This is a genomic window from Allobranchiibius sp. CTAmp26, assembly GCF_017565405.1.
Classification (GTDB): Bacteria; Actinomycetota; Actinomycetes; order Actinomycetales; family Dermatophilaceae; genus Allobranchiibius.
This window is the reverse complement of record NZ_JAGEKR010000001.1, coordinates 80,430-98,450: the sequence shown is the minus strand read 5'-3', so window position 1 is coordinate 98,450 and position 18,021 is coordinate 80,430. Positions and strand designations below refer to the sequence as shown.

At 70.3% G+C, this 18,021-nt stretch carries 17 protein-coding genes and 1 riboswitch; of the genes, 10 read left to right on the top strand and 7 right to left on the bottom strand.

Features of this window, described 5'->3' with window-relative positions:
• The first annotated feature begins 214 nt into the window (after positions 1-214).
• Together J4030_RS00495 and J4030_RS00490 are read left to right on the top strand one after the other, a co-directional pair.
• Positions 215-946 (top strand): metal-dependent transcriptional regulator, encoded by a 732-nt coding sequence (locus tag J4030_RS00495; RefSeq protein WP_208047226.1) that lies wholly within the window; start codon positions 215-217, stop codon positions 944-946.
• A 107-nt stretch (positions 947-1,053) separates the two neighbouring features.
• Positions 1,054-1,258, top strand: a riboswitch (cyclic di-AMP (ydaO/yuaA leader).
• 14 nt (positions 1,259-1,272) lie between these two features.
• On the top strand, positions 1,273-2,082 hold the full coding sequence (locus tag J4030_RS00490) for a C40 family peptidase (protein WP_243762684.1): 810 nt from the start codon (positions 1,273-1,275) through the stop codon (positions 2,080-2,082).
• A 75-nt stretch (positions 2,083-2,157) separates the two neighbouring features.
• Here J4030_RS00490 and J4030_RS00485 read toward each other — a convergent pair whose 3' ends face one another.
• A complete protein-coding gene (locus J4030_RS00485) occupies positions 2,158-2,358 on the bottom strand; it encodes a hypothetical protein (protein ID WP_208047225.1) in 201 nt (66 codons plus the stop codon).
• Positions 2,359-2,407: 49 nt separating this feature from the next.
• Here J4030_RS00485 and J4030_RS00480 point away from each other — a divergent pair, with 49 nt between their 5' ends.
• The gene (locus J4030_RS00480) at positions 2,408-3,280 is read left to right on the top strand and encodes an FkbM family methyltransferase (RefSeq protein ID WP_307864489.1); all 873 of its coding nucleotides are present in this window, start codon (positions 2,408-2,410) and stop codon (positions 3,278-3,280) included.
• A 25-nt stretch (positions 3,281-3,305) separates the two neighbouring features.
• Here J4030_RS00480 and J4030_RS00475 read toward each other — a convergent pair whose 3' ends face one another.
• Entirely contained in the window at positions 3,306-4,718 is a 1,413-nt protein-coding gene (locus tag J4030_RS00475) for an NAD(P)/FAD-dependent oxidoreductase (protein WP_208047224.1), read from the bottom strand.
• A 103-nt stretch (positions 4,719-4,821) separates the two neighbouring features.
• Entirely contained in the window at positions 4,822-6,018 is a 1,197-nt protein-coding gene (locus J4030_RS00470) for an aromatic acid exporter family protein (RefSeq protein WP_208047223.1), read from the bottom strand.
• Between the two features lie 530 nt (positions 6,019-6,548).
• Here J4030_RS00470 and J4030_RS00465 point away from each other — a divergent pair.
• The 7 genes from J4030_RS00465 to J4030_RS00435 all read left to right on the top strand — a co-directional run bounded on the left by J4030_RS00465 (position 6,549) and on the right by J4030_RS00435 (position 14,549).
• Positions 6,549-8,027: an FGGY-family carbohydrate kinase gene (locus J4030_RS00465; protein ID WP_208047222.1), complete on the top strand. Its 1,479-nt coding sequence runs from the start codon at positions 6,549-6,551 to the stop codon at positions 8,025-8,027.
• A complete protein-coding gene (locus J4030_RS00460; protein WP_208047221.1) occupies positions 8,024-8,662 on the top strand; it encodes a histidine phosphatase family protein in 639 nt (212 codons plus the stop codon). The genes J4030_RS00465 and J4030_RS00460 overlap by 4 nt, the downstream gene beginning before the upstream one ends.
• A gap of 77 nt (positions 8,663-8,739) precedes the next feature.
• Entirely contained in the window at positions 8,740-9,873 is a 1,134-nt protein-coding gene (locus J4030_RS00455; protein ID WP_208047220.1) for a sugar ABC transporter substrate-binding protein, read from the top strand.
• A gap of 46 nt (positions 9,874-9,919) precedes the next feature.
• Positions 9,920-10,816 carry an ATP-binding cassette domain-containing protein gene (locus J4030_RS00450; protein ID WP_208047219.1) on the top strand — a complete coding sequence of 299 codons (897 nt, stop codon included), beginning with the start codon at positions 9,920-9,922 and terminating at the stop codon, positions 10,814-10,816.
• On the top strand, positions 10,816-12,069 hold the full coding sequence (locus J4030_RS00445; protein WP_243762648.1) for a sugar ABC transporter permease: 1,254 nt from the start codon (positions 10,816-10,818) through the stop codon (positions 12,067-12,069). The genes J4030_RS00450 and J4030_RS00445 overlap by 1 nt, the downstream gene beginning before the upstream one ends.
• A gap of 3 nt (positions 12,070-12,072) precedes the next feature.
• Entirely contained in the window at positions 12,073-13,104 is a 1,032-nt protein-coding gene (locus J4030_RS00440; RefSeq protein WP_208047218.1) for an NAD(P)-dependent oxidoreductase, read from the top strand.
• A complete protein-coding gene (locus J4030_RS00435) occupies positions 13,101-14,549 on the top strand; it encodes an FGGY family carbohydrate kinase (RefSeq protein WP_208047217.1) in 1,449 nt (482 codons plus the stop codon). The genes J4030_RS00440 and J4030_RS00435 overlap by 4 nt, the downstream gene beginning before the upstream one ends.
• Before the next feature lie 25 nt (positions 14,550-14,574).
• Here J4030_RS00435 and J4030_RS00430 read toward each other — a convergent pair whose 3' ends face one another.
• The 4 genes from J4030_RS00430 to J4030_RS00415 all read right to left on the bottom strand — a co-directional run bounded on the left by J4030_RS00430 (position 14,575) and on the right by J4030_RS00415 (position 17,989).
• Positions 14,575-15,363 carry a DeoR/GlpR family DNA-binding transcription regulator gene (locus J4030_RS00430; RefSeq protein WP_208047216.1) on the bottom strand — a complete coding sequence of 263 codons (789 nt, stop codon included), beginning with the start codon at positions 15,361-15,363 and terminating at the stop codon, positions 14,575-14,577.
• Positions 15,364-15,471: 108 nt separating this feature from the next.
• The gene (locus tag J4030_RS00425; RefSeq protein WP_208047215.1) at positions 15,472-16,104 is read right to left on the bottom strand and encodes a 3-oxoacid CoA-transferase subunit B; all 633 of its coding nucleotides are present in this window, start codon (positions 16,102-16,104) and stop codon (positions 15,472-15,474) included.
• Positions 16,104-16,799: a 3-oxoacid CoA-transferase subunit A gene (locus J4030_RS00420; RefSeq protein WP_208047214.1), complete on the bottom strand. Its 696-nt coding sequence runs from the start codon at positions 16,797-16,799 to the stop codon at positions 16,104-16,106. The genes J4030_RS00425 and J4030_RS00420 overlap by 1 nt, the downstream gene beginning before the upstream one ends.
• Entirely contained in the window at positions 16,796-17,989 is a 1,194-nt protein-coding gene (locus J4030_RS00415; RefSeq protein ID WP_208047213.1) for a thiolase family protein, read from the bottom strand. Before J4030_RS00415 ends, J4030_RS00420 begins: the two co-directional genes overlap by 4 nt.
• Between the last annotated feature and the right edge of the window lie 32 nt (positions 17,990-18,021).

Sequence of the window (18,021 nt, the reverse complement as noted above, 5' to 3'; positions counted from 1 at the left end):
GGGCGACCGCCATACAGGGGGGAGATGGCGGCCGCCCGAGCCGGGCTCGGCGGCCCGCTCGCCCCGGACGCGGTCCGGGACCTTCGGTGACAGCGGACGAGGGGACGTCCGTGCTGCCACACCCATCGAACGAGGACGCCCTCCGGATGATTCCCCGTGGGCGTCACGCGGCCGAAGGGTGCCGCTGCCCTCTCAGGATGGGAAGATCGTCCCTGTGACCGACCTGATCGACACCACTGAGATGTACCTGCGCACCATCTTCGACCTGGAGGAGGAGGGCATCCTCCCGCTGCGCGCCCGGATCGCCGAGCGCCTCGGCCACTCCGGGCCGACGGTGTCGCAGACCGTCGCGAGGATGGAACGGGACGGACTGCTCACCCTCGCCGGGGACCGGCACCTGGAGTTCACCGAACTCGGTCGCACCCTCGCGACCCGGGTCATGCGCAAGCACCGGCTGGCCGAGCGGCTGCTCGTCGACGTCATCGGGCTGGAGCTGGAGTACGTGCACGACGAGGCGTGCCGGTGGGAGCACGTGATGAGCGAGCGCGTGGAGCGCAAGATCCTCGCGATGCTGAAGGAGCATGCTCTCTCGCCCTACGGCAACCCCATCCCCGGACTCGCCGAGCTGGGGGAGACCGGCCCGATCGAGAAGTTCCGCGACGGTGTCGCGTCCCTCACCGAGGTGGTGTCGTCCGAGCCGTCGCTGCTCGTCGTACGCCGCATCGGCGAGCCCGCCCAGGCCGACCACGCCACCCTGGAGGTGCTCACCGCCGCCGGCATCTCGCCGGGCGCCGTGGTGCGCGCGCGACTGGAGGACGGCCGGGTGCTGGCCCGGGTGGAGGACGGCCCGGAGGGCGTCTCGCTGCCGCCGGAGATCGCCGCGCACGTCTTCGTGCAGCTGCCCTCCACAGCTGCCGTGGCAGCGGGTGCGGTAGCCGTCTCCTGAGGCGCCGAGCCGCCACCTGACGGGCCGTCCACAGGTCCCGTGACCCGATTGTGATGCAGGTGTGCAGCCCATGTATCTTTGGCGGCGGTTCTCAGCCTGAGGGCCCCCGAGCGGCACCGCCGAGTCCTGCCAAGCAGCCCGGGAATGCAACGATCCGCAAGGCAGGAGCGGGGGACCCACCTTCGGCCGTCCGCACGTCCGGGACGGCCTCGGGGCTAAGTCACGGGCAGCCATCGGGGAATTGGCTGCCACGGACCGGGTAATACCTCCACCCGAGCCCGACAGCTCACCTCGTAGGCGCCGAGAGGTCTTCATCCGTGTCTGTCATGCAGCCCCGGGGGCGTCATCGCGCCCCGAGCAAGTTGTCCACGTCCTTCAACACCACCGCTCGCGTCTCCGCCGCGGTCGCTGTCGGTGGGGGCCTCGTCGCCTCCGCCGTGTTCTCCCAGTCCGCGCAGGCCGCCGACACCACGCACCACGAGGCTGCGGCTCCGGCCCAGGCGTCGATGACCCTGGTGCAGGTCGCCGGCAAGCACGCCGCCGTGGCCTCGGCCCCGCGGGTCGCCCCGGCCGTCAACGCCCACACCCGGTTGGTGTCCGTCCGCGCGCACAGCTACTTCGCGCCGGTCGTCAAGAAGGCGGCGGCTCCCGTACGCCAGGCCGGCGCTCCCGTACGCCAGGCCGCGGCTCCCGTGCGCCACGCCGTCGCGACGGTGCGCCACACCGCGCCGAAGCACACGACGCCGGTCCAGGGCCAGGTCGGCTCGGGCAACGGCGGTGGCAGCAGCACGCAGGCTCCCGCCTCGTCCAACAGCGCGATCGCGATCGCGAAGCGCTACATCGGCGTTCCCTACGTGTACGGCGGCACGACCCCGAGCGGTTTCGACTGCTCCGGGTTCACCAGCTACGTCTTCCGTCAGCTCGGCATCAACCTGCCGCGCACCGCGGCGGCCCAGCAGGCGTCCGTGACCCCGGTGAGCACGCCGCAGCCGGGTGACCTGGTCTTCTTCGGCAGCCCCGCGTACCACATCGGCATCTACCTGGGCAACGGCATGATGATCGCCGCTCCCAAGCCCGGTGACCACGTCAAGATCGAGGCCATCTACGGCACCCCCTCGGGGTACGGCCGCCCCTGATCGACCACGCACACCGACGATGCCCCCTCACCGATGGTGAGGGGGCATCGTCGTCTCGTGGAGGAGTGAGCGGGGTCAGTCGCGAGCGGCAGGCCCGTCGCCGGGGCGTTTCTCCTCCTCCTGCTGGGAGAAGCTCTTGTCGTCACCGGCCACGGTGCCACTGCCGCCGCTGGCCTCGGAGTCCGCGACGAGCCCGGTGTCGCCTGCCTCCCCTTCGTCGGGGGTGAGCTGCTCGGCCGGTTCCTGCGGGGTCGGGTGGTTCGCGTCGTCGCTCATCCAGCCAGTATGCGAGCTTGTCGCAGCATGTCCCACCTAGGCTGACGCCGTGACCTCGTCCCCACCCGGCAGCATCGCGCACGTGCTCGGCGGTCGGCGTCCGGTCGAGATCGTCGACGTCGGCGCCAATCCCATCGACGGCGAACCGCCGTACACCCCCCTGCTGGAGCAGGGATTCGCCCGGGTCACCGGGTTCGAGCCGCAGGAGTCGGCGTACGCCGAGTTGGCCGCGCGGGGTGAGGGGCCGCACCGGTATCTGCCGTACGCGGTGGGTGACGGTGGCGAGCACGTGCTGCGGCTCTGCACCGAGAGCGGCTTCGCGAGCATGCTCGAGCCGGACCGTGGCCAGTTGGAGCTGCTGACCGACTTCCCCCGGATGGCGGCCGTGACCGCGCGGGTGCCGATGGCCACCCGGCGATTGGACGACATCGTCGAGATCGAGCACCTGGACTACCTCAAGATCGACATCCAGGGCGGTGAACTCGACGTCTTCCGCCATGGTCGGCGGCTGCTCGCGAGCGCAGTCGCGGTGCAGACCGAGGTGGGGTTCACCCGACTGTACGAGGACCAGCCGACCTTCGCCGATCTCGACCTGGAGCTGCGGGCGCAAGGATTCGTGCCGCACTGCTTCGTCACCACCAAGACCTGGCCGCTCGCACCCGTGCAATGGGCCGATCCGCTGCAGGAGCGGGCTCGACAGCTGGTGGAGGCCGATGTGCTCTACGTGCGCGACCTGGCCCGCGTCGACGAGCTGAGCGAGGACCAGCTGCACCACCTGGGGCTCGTCTGCGACCTGGCGTACGGCTCCTACGGCGTGACGCTGCTGTGTGTGGGCGAGCTGGTGCGTCGCGGCGTGCTCGCGCCCGACAGCATGCAGCGGTATCGCGAGCACGTGACGGCCCGGGGGCCCGCGCCCCGTTGATCAGCCGGCAGGTCGCGACCCCGGTTCACTGCGAGACCGGTCCGTCGCGGTCGGGGGGCGGCGGGTAGATGCCGGTGTGCTGCGCAGCGGCGATGCTGACGTCCTCGGCCTGGACGTTGCTCAGTTGCACGACCCGCGTGGGCAGGATCGAGGCGTAGAGCCAATCGGTCCCCACGCGTACCTTGGCGGCCGTGCTGGGGAGGGCGAAGAGGTGGTAGCCGCGGGCGGTGACCTTCGCGATCGGGCCGGTGAGCGGCACGCCCAGTGCCTTGGCCACGCCCTGCGTCCCGCCGAGGTCGGCGACGAGACCGAGATCGCGGTGGCGGTATCGGCGGGCCTGCCCGACGCCCAGGCTGGCGGCGACGTTCCTCGCCGCCGTGTGCCCCTGCCGTTGGGCGTGCTGCGCTGTCGGCGCGGTGACCGGGCGGGTGCCGTCGGCCCCCAGGGACATGGCCAGATCGGGCACCGCGGCCGAGTCGCCGAGCGCCCAGACATGCGTGAGCCCGGGGACGCTCAGGTCGTCGTTCACCACGAGCCGGCCCTTCGTGGTGGGCAGCCCGAGGGTGGCGATCAACGGGCTGGGGGCCACGCCTGCGCTCCACACCAGGGTGCGGGTGCTGATGACATCGCCGTCGGTGAGGGTCACGGAGGTGGCGGTCGCCGACGCCACGCTGACGGTGAGCCGAACCTCGACGCCCCGGCGGTGCAGCACCTTCATGGCCTCGGCACCGAGGCGCGGGCCGAGCTCCGGGAGGACGTGCGGTGCCAGATCGATGAGTAACCAGCGCACGTCGTCGGGGCCGAAACTGCTCCACCGGTCGGCGATGCGGTACATCCAGTTCTGCATCTGTGCGACAAACTCTGTCCCGGTGTAACCGGCGCCCACGGCGACGACGGTGAGAAGCTCCTGCCGCTGCTGCCGGCCCATGGGGGTGTCGGGAAGGGCGTCCGCGAGGTCGAGCTGACCGAGCACATGGTTACGCAGGAACGTCGCCTCCTCCAACGTCTTGAGACCGCGGGCGTGCTCGGCGACGCCCGGGATGTCGAACTCTCGTGTCACGGATCCGGGGGTCAGGACGAGCCGGTCCCATCGCTGTTCCCCGGAGGTCCCATCGCGGCCGAGGACGGTGAGCGTCCGGGAGTCGAAGTCGACGTCGGTGACGTGACCGAAGACCGGCGTGGTGCGCCGGAGGGTCTGGCGCAGCGACACGGCGATGTCACGCGGATCGAGGACGCCGGTCGCGACCTCGGGCAGCAGCGGGCTGTAGAGCAGGTAGTCCGACGGGGCCACGAGCACCAGGTTCGCCTGCTCGGGGGAGAGCGTGCGCTCCAGGCGGCGCAGGGTGTGGAACCCGGCGAACCCGGCACCCACCACGACGACCGTGGGTCGGTCGCCTGACGTGGCCTCTCGCTCGCCGCGTCGTCGTCGCGCGCGCATGTCGGCTCCCGGTGCTCTCGATCCGTCCCGGCCCGACGAGGCGCCGAACCGGTCAGCGGCGTTCCGATCGATGATCCTCGCAACGCGGGCCCTTCACCAGGGCTCACTTCGAGGCGACGTCGTCCTCGGCGCCCCGCCGCCGCACGGATCGACGGGCGGCGGGTGGCACGATCCGCTGTCCGGTCTGGATCCAGGTGCGGGGAGTCCAGTCGATTCCGGGTCGCACGTTCCACGCGGCGGTGGCCTGCTCGGGGTGTTCCAGGTCGAGCTGCCGCACGATCTGATCGATGGCGGCGAGCATCGAACCCTGCATCATCCAGGAGTCGGTGTCGGTCATCGGATCGATCATCACGAGTTCGGTGTGCCGGGCGCGGGTCTCCAGGACGACCTCGCGGATCCGGTCCAGCGCCTGCTGGGCCTCGTCCACCCGGTCGGCGGCCACGAGGTCGCCGAACTCGTGTACGCCGGACGCGAGCGAGTCGAGCAGCACCGAGAACACGACCCGCAGATTCGGGTCCCACGCTTCCGGTTCGCCGGGGACGGCGGCCCGGCGTTCGGCCAGGACCGCGAGGGCGCGTTCTGCCGCGCAGCATCGGTCGAGCCGCTGCAGGGCGACCCGGAGTTCGGGGTGGATGCGCAGCGCCACGAGGGCGCGTGGGTTGAGTTTGCGGCTCTCCTCGAGAGCTTCGACCGCCGCTGCGGCCGCCCCCAGGTCGCGGCCGATGGACTCCGCGGACTCGATCCAGGACTGCGCCTCGTGCACCTCGGGAGCCCGGGCGGAGAGTGTGCGCGCGATCTGGCCCAGCAACGCGGCCTGGGAGCGAGCGACCCCTCGGACGGCGTCCCGGGCGTGGGTGTTGGGGATCGCGACGGGCACCAGGACGCTGAATGCCACACCGACGACGGTGCCGATGAGGGTGTTCGCGATCCGGGTCTCCGCCGCCAGTCCGGGCGAGCTCACAGCGAGGATCAACATGGCGCTGATCGGTGTCTCGAGGGACTGCGCACCCAGCCGCAGCATCTTGGCCAGCACCAGCGACGCGCTGATGACTGCGGCGAGGCTCCACCACGACAGGCCGAAGTAGTTCGAGAACGCGGTGGCCACCAGCACCCCGGTGAGGACCGCTCCCACCCTGACCATCGCCATCCGCAGCGTGCCGACGGTGGAGGCCTGCACGACCAGCAGCGCCGTCAATGGCGCGGTGAGGTCGACCACGTGCGTGAACAGCAGCGTCGACCCCAGGTAGGCGAGGACGGCCGCCCCCGTCAGACGGCCGATCTGCGCCGCCGCCGGTCGCACGCGGCGGGACGCTTCCGCCCAGGTGGTGGGAAAGGTCGGCCAGGTCCGCCGGAACCCCCGCACGAGAAGACGCGGTGCCCGCAATTCCCGACGCATCCATCACCGCCTCTCCTGCGGTCAAGCCTGGCACGTGCGGCCGATCGTCGGCGGCCGGGAGCCGGACGGAGCTTCGTCGGATCACGCGACACCAGACCCCTTGATGTGAGAAATGGGCTGGATCAGACCTTTCGTTGTGATGTTCGCTCCGTCGTCGACGTGACATCTTCGGCGCGACGCGGGGCGTCGGCCCGATCGATCGGCCGAGACTCGCGCGTGAGCAAAAAGTGTTCTCAAGACTAGTGATTCGACCGCAAGATCGACGTTCGAGGATTGCGTACCGCCCTGCCCGCGCGGCAGGGTCCGGCCTGATCCCCAGCGTCTGGCAGGATCACGAAGACGTAACGATCGGGTCGCAAATACTATAGATTTAACAGATTGTGTGAGTAATGTGGCCTGAGTCACATGATCCGACGTTGACGGAGGAGGGCACGATGAGCGCGACCGACGCCACCTGCGGCATCGACGTCGGCACGCAGGGAGTGCGCGCCTCGCTCGTCGACGCCGACGGGCGCACTCTCGGTTCCGGCGCCGCGCCCATCACCAGCGACCGACGCGACGGGCGGCGCCACGAGCAGGATCCGGAGCAGTGGTGGACCGCCTTGTGCGGCGCTGTTCGTGAGGCGTTGGAGCACGCCGGTGACGTGCGGGTGACGGCGGTGGCGATCGATGCCACGTCCGGGACCGTGCTCGTCGAGCACGCCGACGGCCGTCCGGCGGGGCCGGCACTGATGTACGACGACACCCGAGCCCACGAATTCGCCGATCGCGCGCAGCAGGCGGGTGCGTCGCTGTGGTCCTCGCTCGGCTACCGCATCCAGCCGGCCTGGGCGCTGGCGAAGGTGCTATGGCTGCGCAGCGAGGACGTCCTCGGCTCCGGTGACCGGGTCGTGCACCAGTCCGACCACCTCGTACGCCGACTGGTGGGCTCCGCCGTCCCGACCGACACCTCGCACGCGCTGAAGACGGGTGTCGACCTGCGGACGGCCGCCTGGCCGGCCGATGTCTTCGCCGAGTTGGGCATCCCGGGGGGCCTGCTTCCGGAGGTCGCTCTCCCGACCACCGCGGCGGGGGTGGTCAGCAGATCGGCCGCTTCGGCCACCGGGCTGACGCACGGGGCCGTCGTACGCCTGGGCATGACCGACGGATGTGCGGCCCAGATCGCCGCGGGCGCACTCGACACCGGTCACTGGAGCAGTGCTCTCGGCACCACCCTCGTGGTGAAGGGATCCACCGAGGACCTGGTGCTGGACCCCACCGGCGCCGTCTACTGCCACCGGCACCCGGACGGCGGCTGGCTGCCGGGTGGAGCCTCCAGCTCCGGCGCCGGTGCGCTGCGCGACGCGTTCACCGACGGTCAGGACCTCGACCGGATGACCGAAGGAGCACGCGGCCTCGGGGTGATCCCCGGAGCGACGTACCCGCTGATCGGGCGGGGGGAACGGTTCCCGTTCGTCGCTCAGGACGCCGTCGGTTTCATCAGCGACCACGCGGACACCGACGCCGCGCGCTTCGCCGCGCTGTGTCAGGGCGTCGCGTACGTCGAGCGGCTCAGCTACGACGTGCTGGCCTCCCTGGGTGCCGACACCACGGGTCCGGTGTCGTTCACCGGCGGGCCGACGGCGAACGAGTGGTGGAACCAGTTGCGGTGCGACCTGCTCGGGCGCCCGGTGCAGATCCCGCGCGAACCGCACCCCTCCACCGGGATGGCCATGCTGGCGGCTGCCGAGCCGGGCCGGCTGACGGAGACCGTCGCTGCCATGGTCGGGCTCGGCCGCTCCTACACCCCCGACGAGGACCGTGGAAGCGAGTTGCGGGAGGGGTACGCCGAGCTGGTCACCGTGCTGCGCGAACGCGGCTGGCTCGGGCAGGAGGCCGCGTCGTACGCGCTAGCCGAGGGTGTGGCCCGATGACCGATCGCGTGAGTCTGTGGGTGGCGCGGCACGGGGAGACCGTCTGGCACTCCGAGAACAGGTACGCCGGCGGCGACAGTGACATCGACCTGACCGCCGTGGGTCACGACCAGGCGTCCGACCTCGGCCGCTGGTCGCTGCAGCACGGGGTCGAGGTGGTCGTCAGCTCACCGGTGCGGCGTGCCCAGGAGACCGCACTGCCGTCCGCGCGGGCGGTCGGGGTGGACCTGGTGGTGTGCCCGGGCCTGAAGGAGGTCGCCTTCGGTGTGGCCGAGGGACGCACAGCCGCCGAGATCGAATCGGCGGATGCGGAGGTGATGGCGGCCTTCCGCGCCGACCCGGTGGCCCACCCCTTCCCGGGTGCCGAGTCGGCGGCCGACGCCGCGGCGCGGGGTGCCCGGACGCTGCGCGAGATCGCCGCCGACCACGCCGGCCGCAAGATCCTGGTCGTCGCCCACAACACCCTGCTGCGGTTGGCGCTGTGTGAGCTGCTCGGCATCCCTCCCGCCCAGTACCGGCGCGTCTTCCCCCGGCTGGAGAACACCGCGGTCGCCGAGATCGTCGTCCCGCTCGACGGTCACGGCCTCGCCGCGCTGCGTTCGCTCAACGTCCCGACGAGGGCGGCTCCGACGTGACGCCCGGCCGATTCCGCACCCGCCCCTCCATCCGTTCGTCCGCCCGCTCAACCCACTCCCCGAAGGAATCGAACATCATGACCGCTCGCAGGATCACGCAGATCTCCGTCGCTGTTGCCGTGGCTGCCACGCTGCCCATCCTGGGTGCGTGCAGTTCCGGCAAGAACGCCTCCACCAAGTCGGCTGCATCCGGCTCCTCCGGCGTGGCCGGCGGTGACAAGGGCGCCAAGATCGCCTTCCTGATGCCGGACGAGGCGTCGACCCGCTACGAGCAGCACGACAAGCCCGGGTTCGTGGCGGAGTTGAAGAAGGTGTGCCCCACCTGCACGCCCCTCTACAACAACGCCACCGGTGACGCCAGCAAGCAGCAGCAGCAGTTCAACGCGGCGCTCACCCAGGGCGCGAAGGTCATCGTGCTCGACCCGGTGGACTCCACCGCCGCGTCGAGCCTGGTGTCGGCCGCCCACGCCAAGGGCGTGAAGGTCATCGCCTACGACCGGCCGATCCCGCAGGCCAAGCCGGACTTCTACGTCTCCTTCAACAACGAGGAGATCGGCAAGTCGATCGCGCAGTCCCTGGTCAAGGAACTGAAGGCCAAGGGCGTCTCGACGGGTGGCGGCAACGGGATCCTCGAGGTCAACGGATCCCCGACCGATGCCGCGGCCGGTCTGATCAAGAAGGGTGTGCACGAGGGCCTGGCGAACAGCGGCTACAAGACGCTGTCGGAGTACGACACCCCCGAATGGGACCCGAGCAAGGCGCAGTCCTGGGTCAGCGGGCAGGTCTCGCGATTCCGCACCAAGATCGTCGGCATCGTTGCCGCGAACGACGGCACCGGCGGTGGTGCGATCGCCGCCCTCAAGGCGGCCAGCGTCAATCCGTTGCCCCCGGTGACCGGCAACGACGCCACGACCGCCGGCCTGCAGTTGATCATCGCCGGCGACCAGTACAACACCATCTCCAAGCCGAGCGAGATCGTCGCCGGCGCGGCGGCCGACGTCGCCGTCGACCTGCTCAACGGCAAGACGGTCGCGGCGGTCGGTGGAGGCAGTCTGACGACGGTCTTCGGCACCAAGACGATGTTGTTCGTACCGAAGGTGATCACGCAGAGCAACCTCAAGAGCGACATCATCTCCACCAAGATCGCCACCGCCTCCCAGCTGTGCACCGGTAGCTACAAGACCGGCTGCACCAAGCTCGGCATCTCCTGATCGTGGGTGTCGTGATGCGAGACGTACCGAGAAAGGGCGGCGCGGCATGACTGCGACTGCAACGGAGACGACGCAGGCTCCGTCGGGGACACCCGTCCTGCGCCTGCGCGGGGTGGGCAAGACCTTCGGGGCGGTGTCGGCCCTCACCGACATCGACCTCGAGGTGCATGCCGGGCAGGTCGTCGCGCTCGTGGGCGACAACGGAGCCGGCAAGTCCACCCTGGTGAAGGTCCTGTCCGGGGTGCACGCACCGACGTCGGGCGAGGTCTTCTTCGACGGGAAGCAGGTGACGATCGACAGCCCGTCCAAGGCGATGGAGCTTGGCATCGCGACCGTCTTCCAGGATTTGGCACTGTGCGAGAACCTCGATGTGGTCGCCAATCTCTTCCTCGGGCGTGAGCTCAAGGGCGGCCACCTGGACGAGGTCACGATGGAGACCAGGTCGTGGGAACTGCTCGGGGAGCTGTCGGCCCGGATCCCGAGCGTGCGGGTGCCCATCGCCTCGTTGTCCGGTGGTCAACGGCAGACCGTCGCGATCGCGCGGTCTCTTCTGGTCAACCCGCGGCTGATCATGCTCGACGAGCCCACCGCGGCGCTGGGCGTGGCCCAGACCGCCGAGGTGCTCAATCTGATCGAGCGGGTCAAGGCGCGTGGGCTGGCGGTCGTGATGATCAGCCACAACATGGAGGACGTACGCGCTGTCGCCGACAACGTCGTCGTCCTGCGGCTCGGGCGCAACAACGGCGAGTTCGGACCCGACGCGAGCAACCACGATCTGGTGGCCGCGATCACCGGGGCCACGGACAACGTCGTGACGCGCCGGTCGGCACGCCGCTCCGGTGGCGCCGACGCCGGCGACACCACCGACGCCACGGCGGACGACGCCGCGGCGCCCACCGCGGGGGCGCACGCCGCCCCCACTTCGTCGAAGGAGGACTCCTGATGGCACAGACGGCAACTCCGCCCCCGAAGGCGCTCGACCAGCAGGACGCCAGGGTCAAGGTCGGCAGCGGGAGCCCGAGGGACATGCTGACCAATTTCGGCTACCGGGTCCGTTCCGGTGACCTCGGCCCGTTGCCGGTCGTGGTCGGGCTGATCGTCATCGCCGTGGTCTTCCAGGCGTTGAACTCGCTCTTCCTGTCCTCCGGCAACCTCGTCAACCTGATCTACGACAGCTCGGCCGTGGGCATGATCGCGCTCGGCATCGTCTTCGTGCTGGTCCTGGGCGAGATCGACCTGTCGGTGGGCTCGCTGAGCGGCCTGTCCTCGGCGCTGCTCGGTGTCCTCTACGTCAACAAGGGCTGGAACCCGATCCTGGCGATCCTCGTAGCGGCGTTGTCGGGAGCGGTGATCGGCTTCGCCTACGCGCAGGTCCGCAACAGGTTCGGCATGCCGAGCTTCGTGATCACCCTGGCCGGGTTGCTCGCGTTCCTCGGAGTGCAGCTGCAGCTGTTGGGCTCCCAGGGCTCGATCAACCTGCCGTACGGATCGGGACTGGTCACCTTCGGCCAGCAGCAGTTCCTGACGCCGATCCTCGCGTACATCGTCGCGGTGCTCGCAGCCGTCGCCGTCTTCGTCGCCGGGATCCTCAACATCCGACGCCGCAGGGCCGCGAACCTGTCCGCCAGCTCTCCGGCGAACGTCGTCATCCGGGCCGTCGCGCTGCTGGTGGTCCTGCTCCTCGCCGCGTGGTATCTCAACCGGGACAACGGCGTGCCGTGGATGTTCGCGATCTTCGTGCTGATGATCGTGGCGGCGAACTATGCGCTGACCAAGACGAACTGGGGCCGGCACATGTTCGCGGTCGGCGGCAACGAGGAGGCCGCGCGTCGCGCCGGCATCAACGTGAACATGATCTACACCTCGGCGTTCGTGCTGACGGGTCTGTTCGCGGCGGTCGGCGGCGTGCTCAGTGCCGCCCGGCTGGCGTCGTCCAGCCAGAGCGCCGGCACCGGAGACGTCAACCTGAACGCGATCGCCGCCGCCGTCATCGGCGGGACGAGCCTGTTCGGTGGTCGCGGCAGCGCGTACTCGGCCCTGCTGGGGATCCTGGTCATCCAATCCATCTCCAACGGGTTGACACTGCTCAACCTCTCATCGGCGTACCGCTACATGATCACCGGCGCCGTCCTGGCACTCGCCGTGCTGATCGACTCCCTGGCCCGGCGCTCCCGCGTCCAGCACGGGACGGCCTGATCCGTGCGGGTGGTCTGCATCGGCGACCAGTTCATCTCGGCCGCCTCCTTCGCCGCTGCGGCGAAGGAGGCGTTCGGGCCGGACACCGACACCGTCGAGTACGCCACGCGCTGGCCCGACGAGGCGTACGGCGCGGTCGAAGGGGTCAAGGAGTCCTCCGGATCGGTGGATGAGATCGCCGAACTCATGCCCGGCGCGGACGTCCTGCTCACCCACCTCGGTCCGGTCACCGCCACCGTGCTGGGGCGTGCGGACCGGCTGAAGGTGGTGGGGATAACTCGCGGTGGCCCGGTCAACGTCGACCTGGCCGCGGCCACCGCGCACCACGTCCCGGTGGTCTACCTGCCGGGGCGCAATCTCGGCGCGGTCGCCGAGTTCGTGATCGGGGTGATGATCACGATGCCGCGCGGCGTCGTGCGCGGGTCGGCGGAGCTTGCCGACGGGCGCTGGAGTCCCCGTGCGTTCCGCTTCGATACGGCGGGTCCGGAGTTGCGGGCCTGCACGGTCGGGCTGATCGGCGTCGGCGCCGTCGGTCGGCGGGTCGCGCAACTGCTGGACGCGTTCGGCGCGCGGGTCGTCGCGTACGACCCGCACGTGGACACCGCTGGGGGGATCGAGTTGTTCGACTCGATGCGGGCGGTGCTGGCGGTGAGCGACATCGTCAGCGTGCACTCACGGCTCACCGACGAGACACGGAAGTCGTTCGACAGCAGGGCCTTCGGCGCCATGAAGCGGGGCGCATACTTCGTCAACACGGCCCGTGGGGAGATCGTGGACGAGGCGGCCCTGTTGGATGCGTTGGAGTCCGGGCAGCTGAGCGGCGCGGCGCTCGACGTGTTCGACCCCGAGCCCCCGGGGCCGGACAACCCGCTCGTCCGTCGTCCCGATGTCGTCGGAACGCCGCACCTCGCGGGTGCCTCCCGACAGGTCAGCTCGGAGTCGGTGCAGCGCGTGGTGCGCGATGTCGCGAGCTACCTGCACGGCGGCCGACTCGATCACTGCGCGAATCCGGATGTGCTGAAGGAGAGGTCATGAGCGTGATCGGGGTCGATCTGGGCACCTCCCGGATCAAGGCCGTCCGGTACGACGCGGACTGGACGGAGGCCGACAGCTGCGCCGAGGACGCCGTCGTCAGCCGCCCGGCAGCTGGGCACTCCGAGCAGGACATGGGCGACGTGTGGGCCGGCCTGGTCCGCGTGGTGCGCACGGTCGTCGACCGGTCGCCGGACGGCATCGAGCTGGTCGCCGTCACTGCACAGGGCGACGGCTGCTGGCTGGTCGATGCCGACGGCAACCCCGCCGGCCAGGCCCTGCTGTGGAACGACGCCCGCGCCACCTCCCTCGTGGACGCCTGGGAGGCGGACGGCACCCTGCAGCGGGCCTTCGACATCAACGGGTGCTTCGGATTCGCCGGTGTCGCGTCGTCGCAGTTGCGCTGGTTGCAGGAGAACTCACCGGAGGTCATCGAACGGGCCGCGACGTTGCTCAGCTGCGGCGGGTGGGCCTACTTCAAGCTCACGGGTCGACGGGCGGTCGACGACAGCGAAGCCGCGAACCCGTTCTTCGACACCAGGAGACGTCGGTACGACGACCGCATCCTCGACCTGTACGGAATCTCCGAGCTGCGCCGCCTCCTCCCGGAGGCCGTCCGCGGAAAGGACCGGGTGGCGCCGCTGCTTGGCGACGTCGCCCGGGAGATCGGGCTGGCGGAGGGCACCCCGGTGGTCGTCGCGCCGTACGACGTCGCGTCGATGGCCACCGGCAGCGGAGCGCACCGCCCGGGCGACGCGTTCGCGATCCTCGGCACCACCCTGTGCAACGGGCTCGTCTCGGACGACCCCCGGCTGGACCGTCCTGGAAACGGCATGTCGCTGCCCGCGGCAGAGGAGGGCGGCTGGCTGCTGACCTATCCCACGATGGTCGGCACCGAGGTGATCGGTTGGTGTCAGAGGCTGTTCGGGCTGGAACAACCGGGCGACGTGATCCGGCTCGCGGACCGCTCGGACCGCAGTCGCGCGCCGATGGTGCTGCCGTACTTCTCCACGGCGGGGGAGCGCAGCCCCTTCCTGGACCCCCGCGCACGCGGGGCGATCCTGGGCCTGGATGTGAGCCACACCCGCGAGGAGGTCGCCGCCGGGATCGTCGACGGGCTGAGCATGGCGGTGAAGGACTGTGTCGCCAGCGCGGGATCGGCCACCATGGTCGCGATCTCGGGCGGCGGGGCGCGCAGCGTGAGTTGGTGCCAGGTCATCGCGGACGCCGTCGGGGTGCCGGTGACGCTGCCGGACGTGGAGGAGATCGGCGCGCGCGGAGCGGCACTCGTGGGCGCGTACGAGATCGGGATGTTCGACTCGTTGCACGACGCCGTGTCCACGGCCGTGCGACCGCGCCAGGTGCTCGAACCGGACCCTGAGCGCAGCAAGGTGCTGGCCGACCGCTACGAAGAGTTCCTGCAGGTGCGCAGCAGGCTCTTCGGCTGAGCGTTCTCCGCGAACGCCCCTGCGGTCAGGTCGAATCCACGTCTGTGGAAGCCACTCGCACATCCGCGCAGCGGTCCCGCAGCAACTGCAGATCCTCGGCCGCGACCCGGTCGTCGGTGATGATCGTGTCGAACGCCTCGATGCCGCAGAGCACGTGGGTGGCCGGCCGACCGAACTTGGCGTGATCGACCAGCAGCACCTTGCGCAGGCTGCGCGCCAGGAGCGCACGCCGGACCATGACCGTCGCCTCGGAGCGGTGCACGCAGCGGCCGCCGGTGATCCCCGTCGGGGACATGAACAGCAGGTCGGCCTGCAGGGCGTCGATCGCATCGATCGTCTGCAGACCGGAACACGACTGCAGACGCGGGTCGTACGCGCCACCGAGCAGCTTGGCCTCGACACCGGCCGACGGACTGAGCATCGCCATCGCGGGCACAAAGTTGGTCGCAAGGGTGATGGGCACATGCGCGGTGAGCAGCGGGACCAGTCCGACGGCCGTGGTGCTGTCGTCCAGGAAGATGGTCTGCCCCCGACCGAGCAGCCGGCCGGCCTCGCGCACGATGGCGGCCTTCTCGGCGCTCATCGACAGGCTGCGCTCGGTCACGCCCGCGTCGCGCAGGGCCGTGGGGTTGGCGGTGGCGGCGCCGCGGATCTTGGTGATCCACCCCTCTTCCTGCAGTTGGTCCAGATCGCGGTGCATCGTCATCAGGCTGACGCCGTGGGTCTGAGCGAGATCCTCGACCCGCACGTAACCGGCCCGCAGCACCTCTTCGCGCACCTGGTCGCGTCGCTGCGACAACCCTTGTGTCGTCACGGTTCTCGCCACCCTCGCAGATCGGTCGCCACCGACGGTCGTGTGGCATCAGCGTTAATTCTCACACCGCCGGGCACGAGAGGTCAGCAGTGGTCGCCGCCCGGATCCTCAGAGCACGCTGAGGGGCACGTCGAGCCGCTCGCGCAATCCGTCGACGGTGATCCCGAAGGTGTCCCGGACGACGGCGCCGCCCGGCCCCACGTCGAAGACCGCGAGCTCGGTGTAGACCCGGCTGACGCAGGCGAGACCGGTCAGCGGTTGCGTGCACTCGGGCACGAGCTTGGGGCGACCCTGCTTGTCGAAGAGCGACATGAGCACGAAGACCTGACGGGCGCCGATGGCGAGGTCCATGGCCCCGCCGACGGCGGGGATGGCGTCCGCCTCGCCGGTGTGCCAGTTGGCCAGGTCGCCGTTGGCGGCGACCTGGAACGCCCCGAGCACGCAGACGTCCAGGTGGCCTCCGCGCATCATCATGAACGAGTCCGCGTGGTGAAAGTACGACGCTCCGGGCAACTCGGTCACTGGCTGCTTGCCGGCGTTGGTCAGGTCGGTGTCGACCTGCTCGCCGGTGGCGGCCGGGCCCATGTTGAGCATGCCGTTCTCGGTGTGCAGCACGACCCCCGATCCCGGCGTCAGGTGGTCGGCCACCCGCGTCGGCCGGCCGATGCCGAGGTTGACGTAGGAGTACGGCGGGATGTCGCCGGCGATGATGGCGGCGAGCTCGTCGGGGTTCAGTGCCATCAGCGGGCTCCCTGCACGGTGTAGTGGCGGGGCGCGACGCGGACGACGCGGTCCACGAAGATGCCGGGGGTCACGACGGCCTCCGGGTCGAGTTCCCCGGTGGGTACGACCTCGTGCACCTGCACGATGGTCGTCTCGGCCGCAGTGGCCATGACCGGGCCGAAATTGCGGGCGGTCTTGCGGTAGACCAGGTTGCCCATCCGATCGGCGCGGTGCGCGCTGACGAGTGCCACGTCGCCCCGGATCGGCAACTCCAGCAGATAGTCGCGCCCGTCGATCGTGCGGGTCTCCTTGCCCTCAGCGAGCATCGTGCCGACAGCGGTGGGGGAGTAGAACCCGCCGATGCCGGCACCGGCGGCCCGCATCCGCTCGGCGAGGTTGCCCTGGGGGACGACCTCGAGTTCGACGCGGCCGGCGCGGTAGAGCGCGTCGAAGACGTAGGAGTCGGACTGCCGGGGGAAGGAGCAGATCACCTTCCGGACACGACCGGCCTGCAGCAGCGCCGCCAGACCGACCTCGCCGTTGCCCGCGTTGTTGCAGACGATGGTCAGGTCGGTGGCGCCTTGCCGGATCAGACCGTCGATCAGGTCGAACGGCATTCCGGCCAGGCCGAATCCGCCGACCAGCACGGTGCTGCCGTCCTCGATGCCGGCGACCGCCTCGTCGACGCTGTCGAGGTGCTGGACCTGGCTCATCCGGCCACCTCGAGGTTCTCCAGCACCACGGCCAGGCCCTGCCCGACGCCGATGCAGACCGCGGCGACGCCGTAGCGCTCCCCACGCTCGCGCAGCACCTTGGACAGGGTCGCGAGGACCCGGCCCCCGCTGGCGCCGAGAGGGTGGCCGATCGCGATCGCTCCACCGCGGGTGTTGACCAGCGACGGGTCCTTCAGACCCTGGGCGAGCCAGGCGTCCACGCAGACCAGCGACTGCACCGCGAAGGCCTCGTTCAGCTCGACGGCGCCGACCCGGTCCCACCCGATGCCCGCGCGCTGCAGTGCCCGGTTCGCGGCCTCGACGGGCGCGTACCCGAACGCCTGCGGGTCGAGTGCGAACGTCCCGCGCCCCGCGATCCGCGCGATCGGCTGGAGCCCGATGTGCTCGGCGGCGGCACCGGACCCGAGGAGCGCGGCCGACGCACCGTCGGACAGGGGCGAGGCGTTGCCCGCGGTGATGGTGCCGTCCGGGCGGAAGGCAGGGGTGAGCCCGGCGAGCTTGTCCACGGTGGAGTCGGCGCGGATGCCCTCGTCGCGGCTGAGCCCGTCGACCGGTGCGACCAGGTCGTCGTAGAACCCGTCGTCCCAGGCGGCCGCCGCCAGTTGGTGTGAGCGCACGGCGAATTCGTCCTGGCGCTCGCGGCTCACGCCGTGCTTCTCCTGCAGCTGCTCGTTGCACTCGCCCAGGGACGCCGTCCACTCCTTCGGCATCTTCGGGTTGGTCAGTCGCCAGCCGAGCGTGGTGGACACCGCTGTGACATCGCGTGCCGGGAAGCCCTTGGCGGGTTTCGGCAGGACCCACGGCGCACGTGTCATCGACTCCACCCCGCCGACCACCACGACGTCCGCGTCACCCGTCTCGATGGCGCGCGAGCCGCCCATCGCGGCATCCAGGCTCGATCCGCACAGCCGGTTGACCGTGGTGCCGGGCACCGAGGTCGGCAGCCCGGCCAGCAGGGCTGCCATCCGACCCACGTTGCGGTTCTCCTCGCCCGCGCCGTTGGCGTTGCCCCAGATGACCTCGTCGACCGCGGCCCCGTCCAGGCCCGGTGCCTTCGCGAGCAGCGCCTCGATGACGCGGGCGGATAGGTCGTCGGGTCGTGCCCCGGCGAGGGCTCCGTTGAAGCGACCGAACGGCGTACGGACGGCGGAGTAGAGGAAGGCATCCATGAGGGCCACCGTAAGCCGTGACGTTGATAGTG

Bases quoted from the DNA above. Each gene is read 5' to 3' on its own strand.
- J4030_RS00490 (WP_243762684.1), top strand. From the start codon at position 1,273: ATGCAGCCCCGGGGGCGTCATCGCGCCCCGAGCAAGTTGTCCACGTCC.
- J4030_RS00485 (WP_208047225.1), bottom strand. From the start codon at position 2,358: ATGAGCGACGACGCGAACCACCCGACCCCGCAGGAACCGGCCGAGCAG.
- J4030_RS00475 (WP_208047224.1), bottom strand. From the start codon at position 4,718: ATGCGCGCGCGACGACGACGCGGCGAGCGAGAGGCCACGTCAGGCGAC.
- J4030_RS00465 (WP_208047222.1), top strand. From the start codon at position 6,549: ATGAGCGCGACCGACGCCACCTGCGGCATCGACGTCGGCACGCAGGGA.
- J4030_RS00460 (WP_208047221.1), top strand. From the start codon at position 8,024: ATGACCGATCGCGTGAGTCTGTGGGTGGCGCGGCACGGGGAGACCGTC.
- J4030_RS00455 (WP_208047220.1), top strand. From the start codon at position 8,740: ATGACCGCTCGCAGGATCACGCAGATCTCCGTCGCTGTTGCCGTGGCT.
- J4030_RS00450 (WP_208047219.1), top strand. From the start codon at position 9,920: ATGACTGCGACTGCAACGGAGACGACGCAGGCTCCGTCGGGGACACCC.
- J4030_RS00445 (WP_243762648.1), top strand. From the start codon at position 10,816: ATGGCACAGACGGCAACTCCGCCCCCGAAGGCGCTCGACCAGCAGGAC.
- J4030_RS00435 (WP_208047217.1), top strand. From the start codon at position 13,101: ATGAGCGTGATCGGGGTCGATCTGGGCACCTCCCGGATCAAGGCCGTC.
- J4030_RS00425 (WP_208047215.1), bottom strand. From the start codon at position 16,104: ATGGCACTGAACCCCGACGAGCTCGCCGCCATCATCGCCGGCGACATC.
- J4030_RS00420 (WP_208047214.1), bottom strand. From the start codon at position 16,799: ATGAGCCAGGTCCAGCACCTCGACAGCGTCGACGAGGCGGTCGCCGGC.
- J4030_RS00415 (WP_208047213.1), bottom strand. From the start codon at position 17,989: ATGGATGCCTTCCTCTACTCCGCCGTCCGTACGCCGTTCGGTCGCTTC.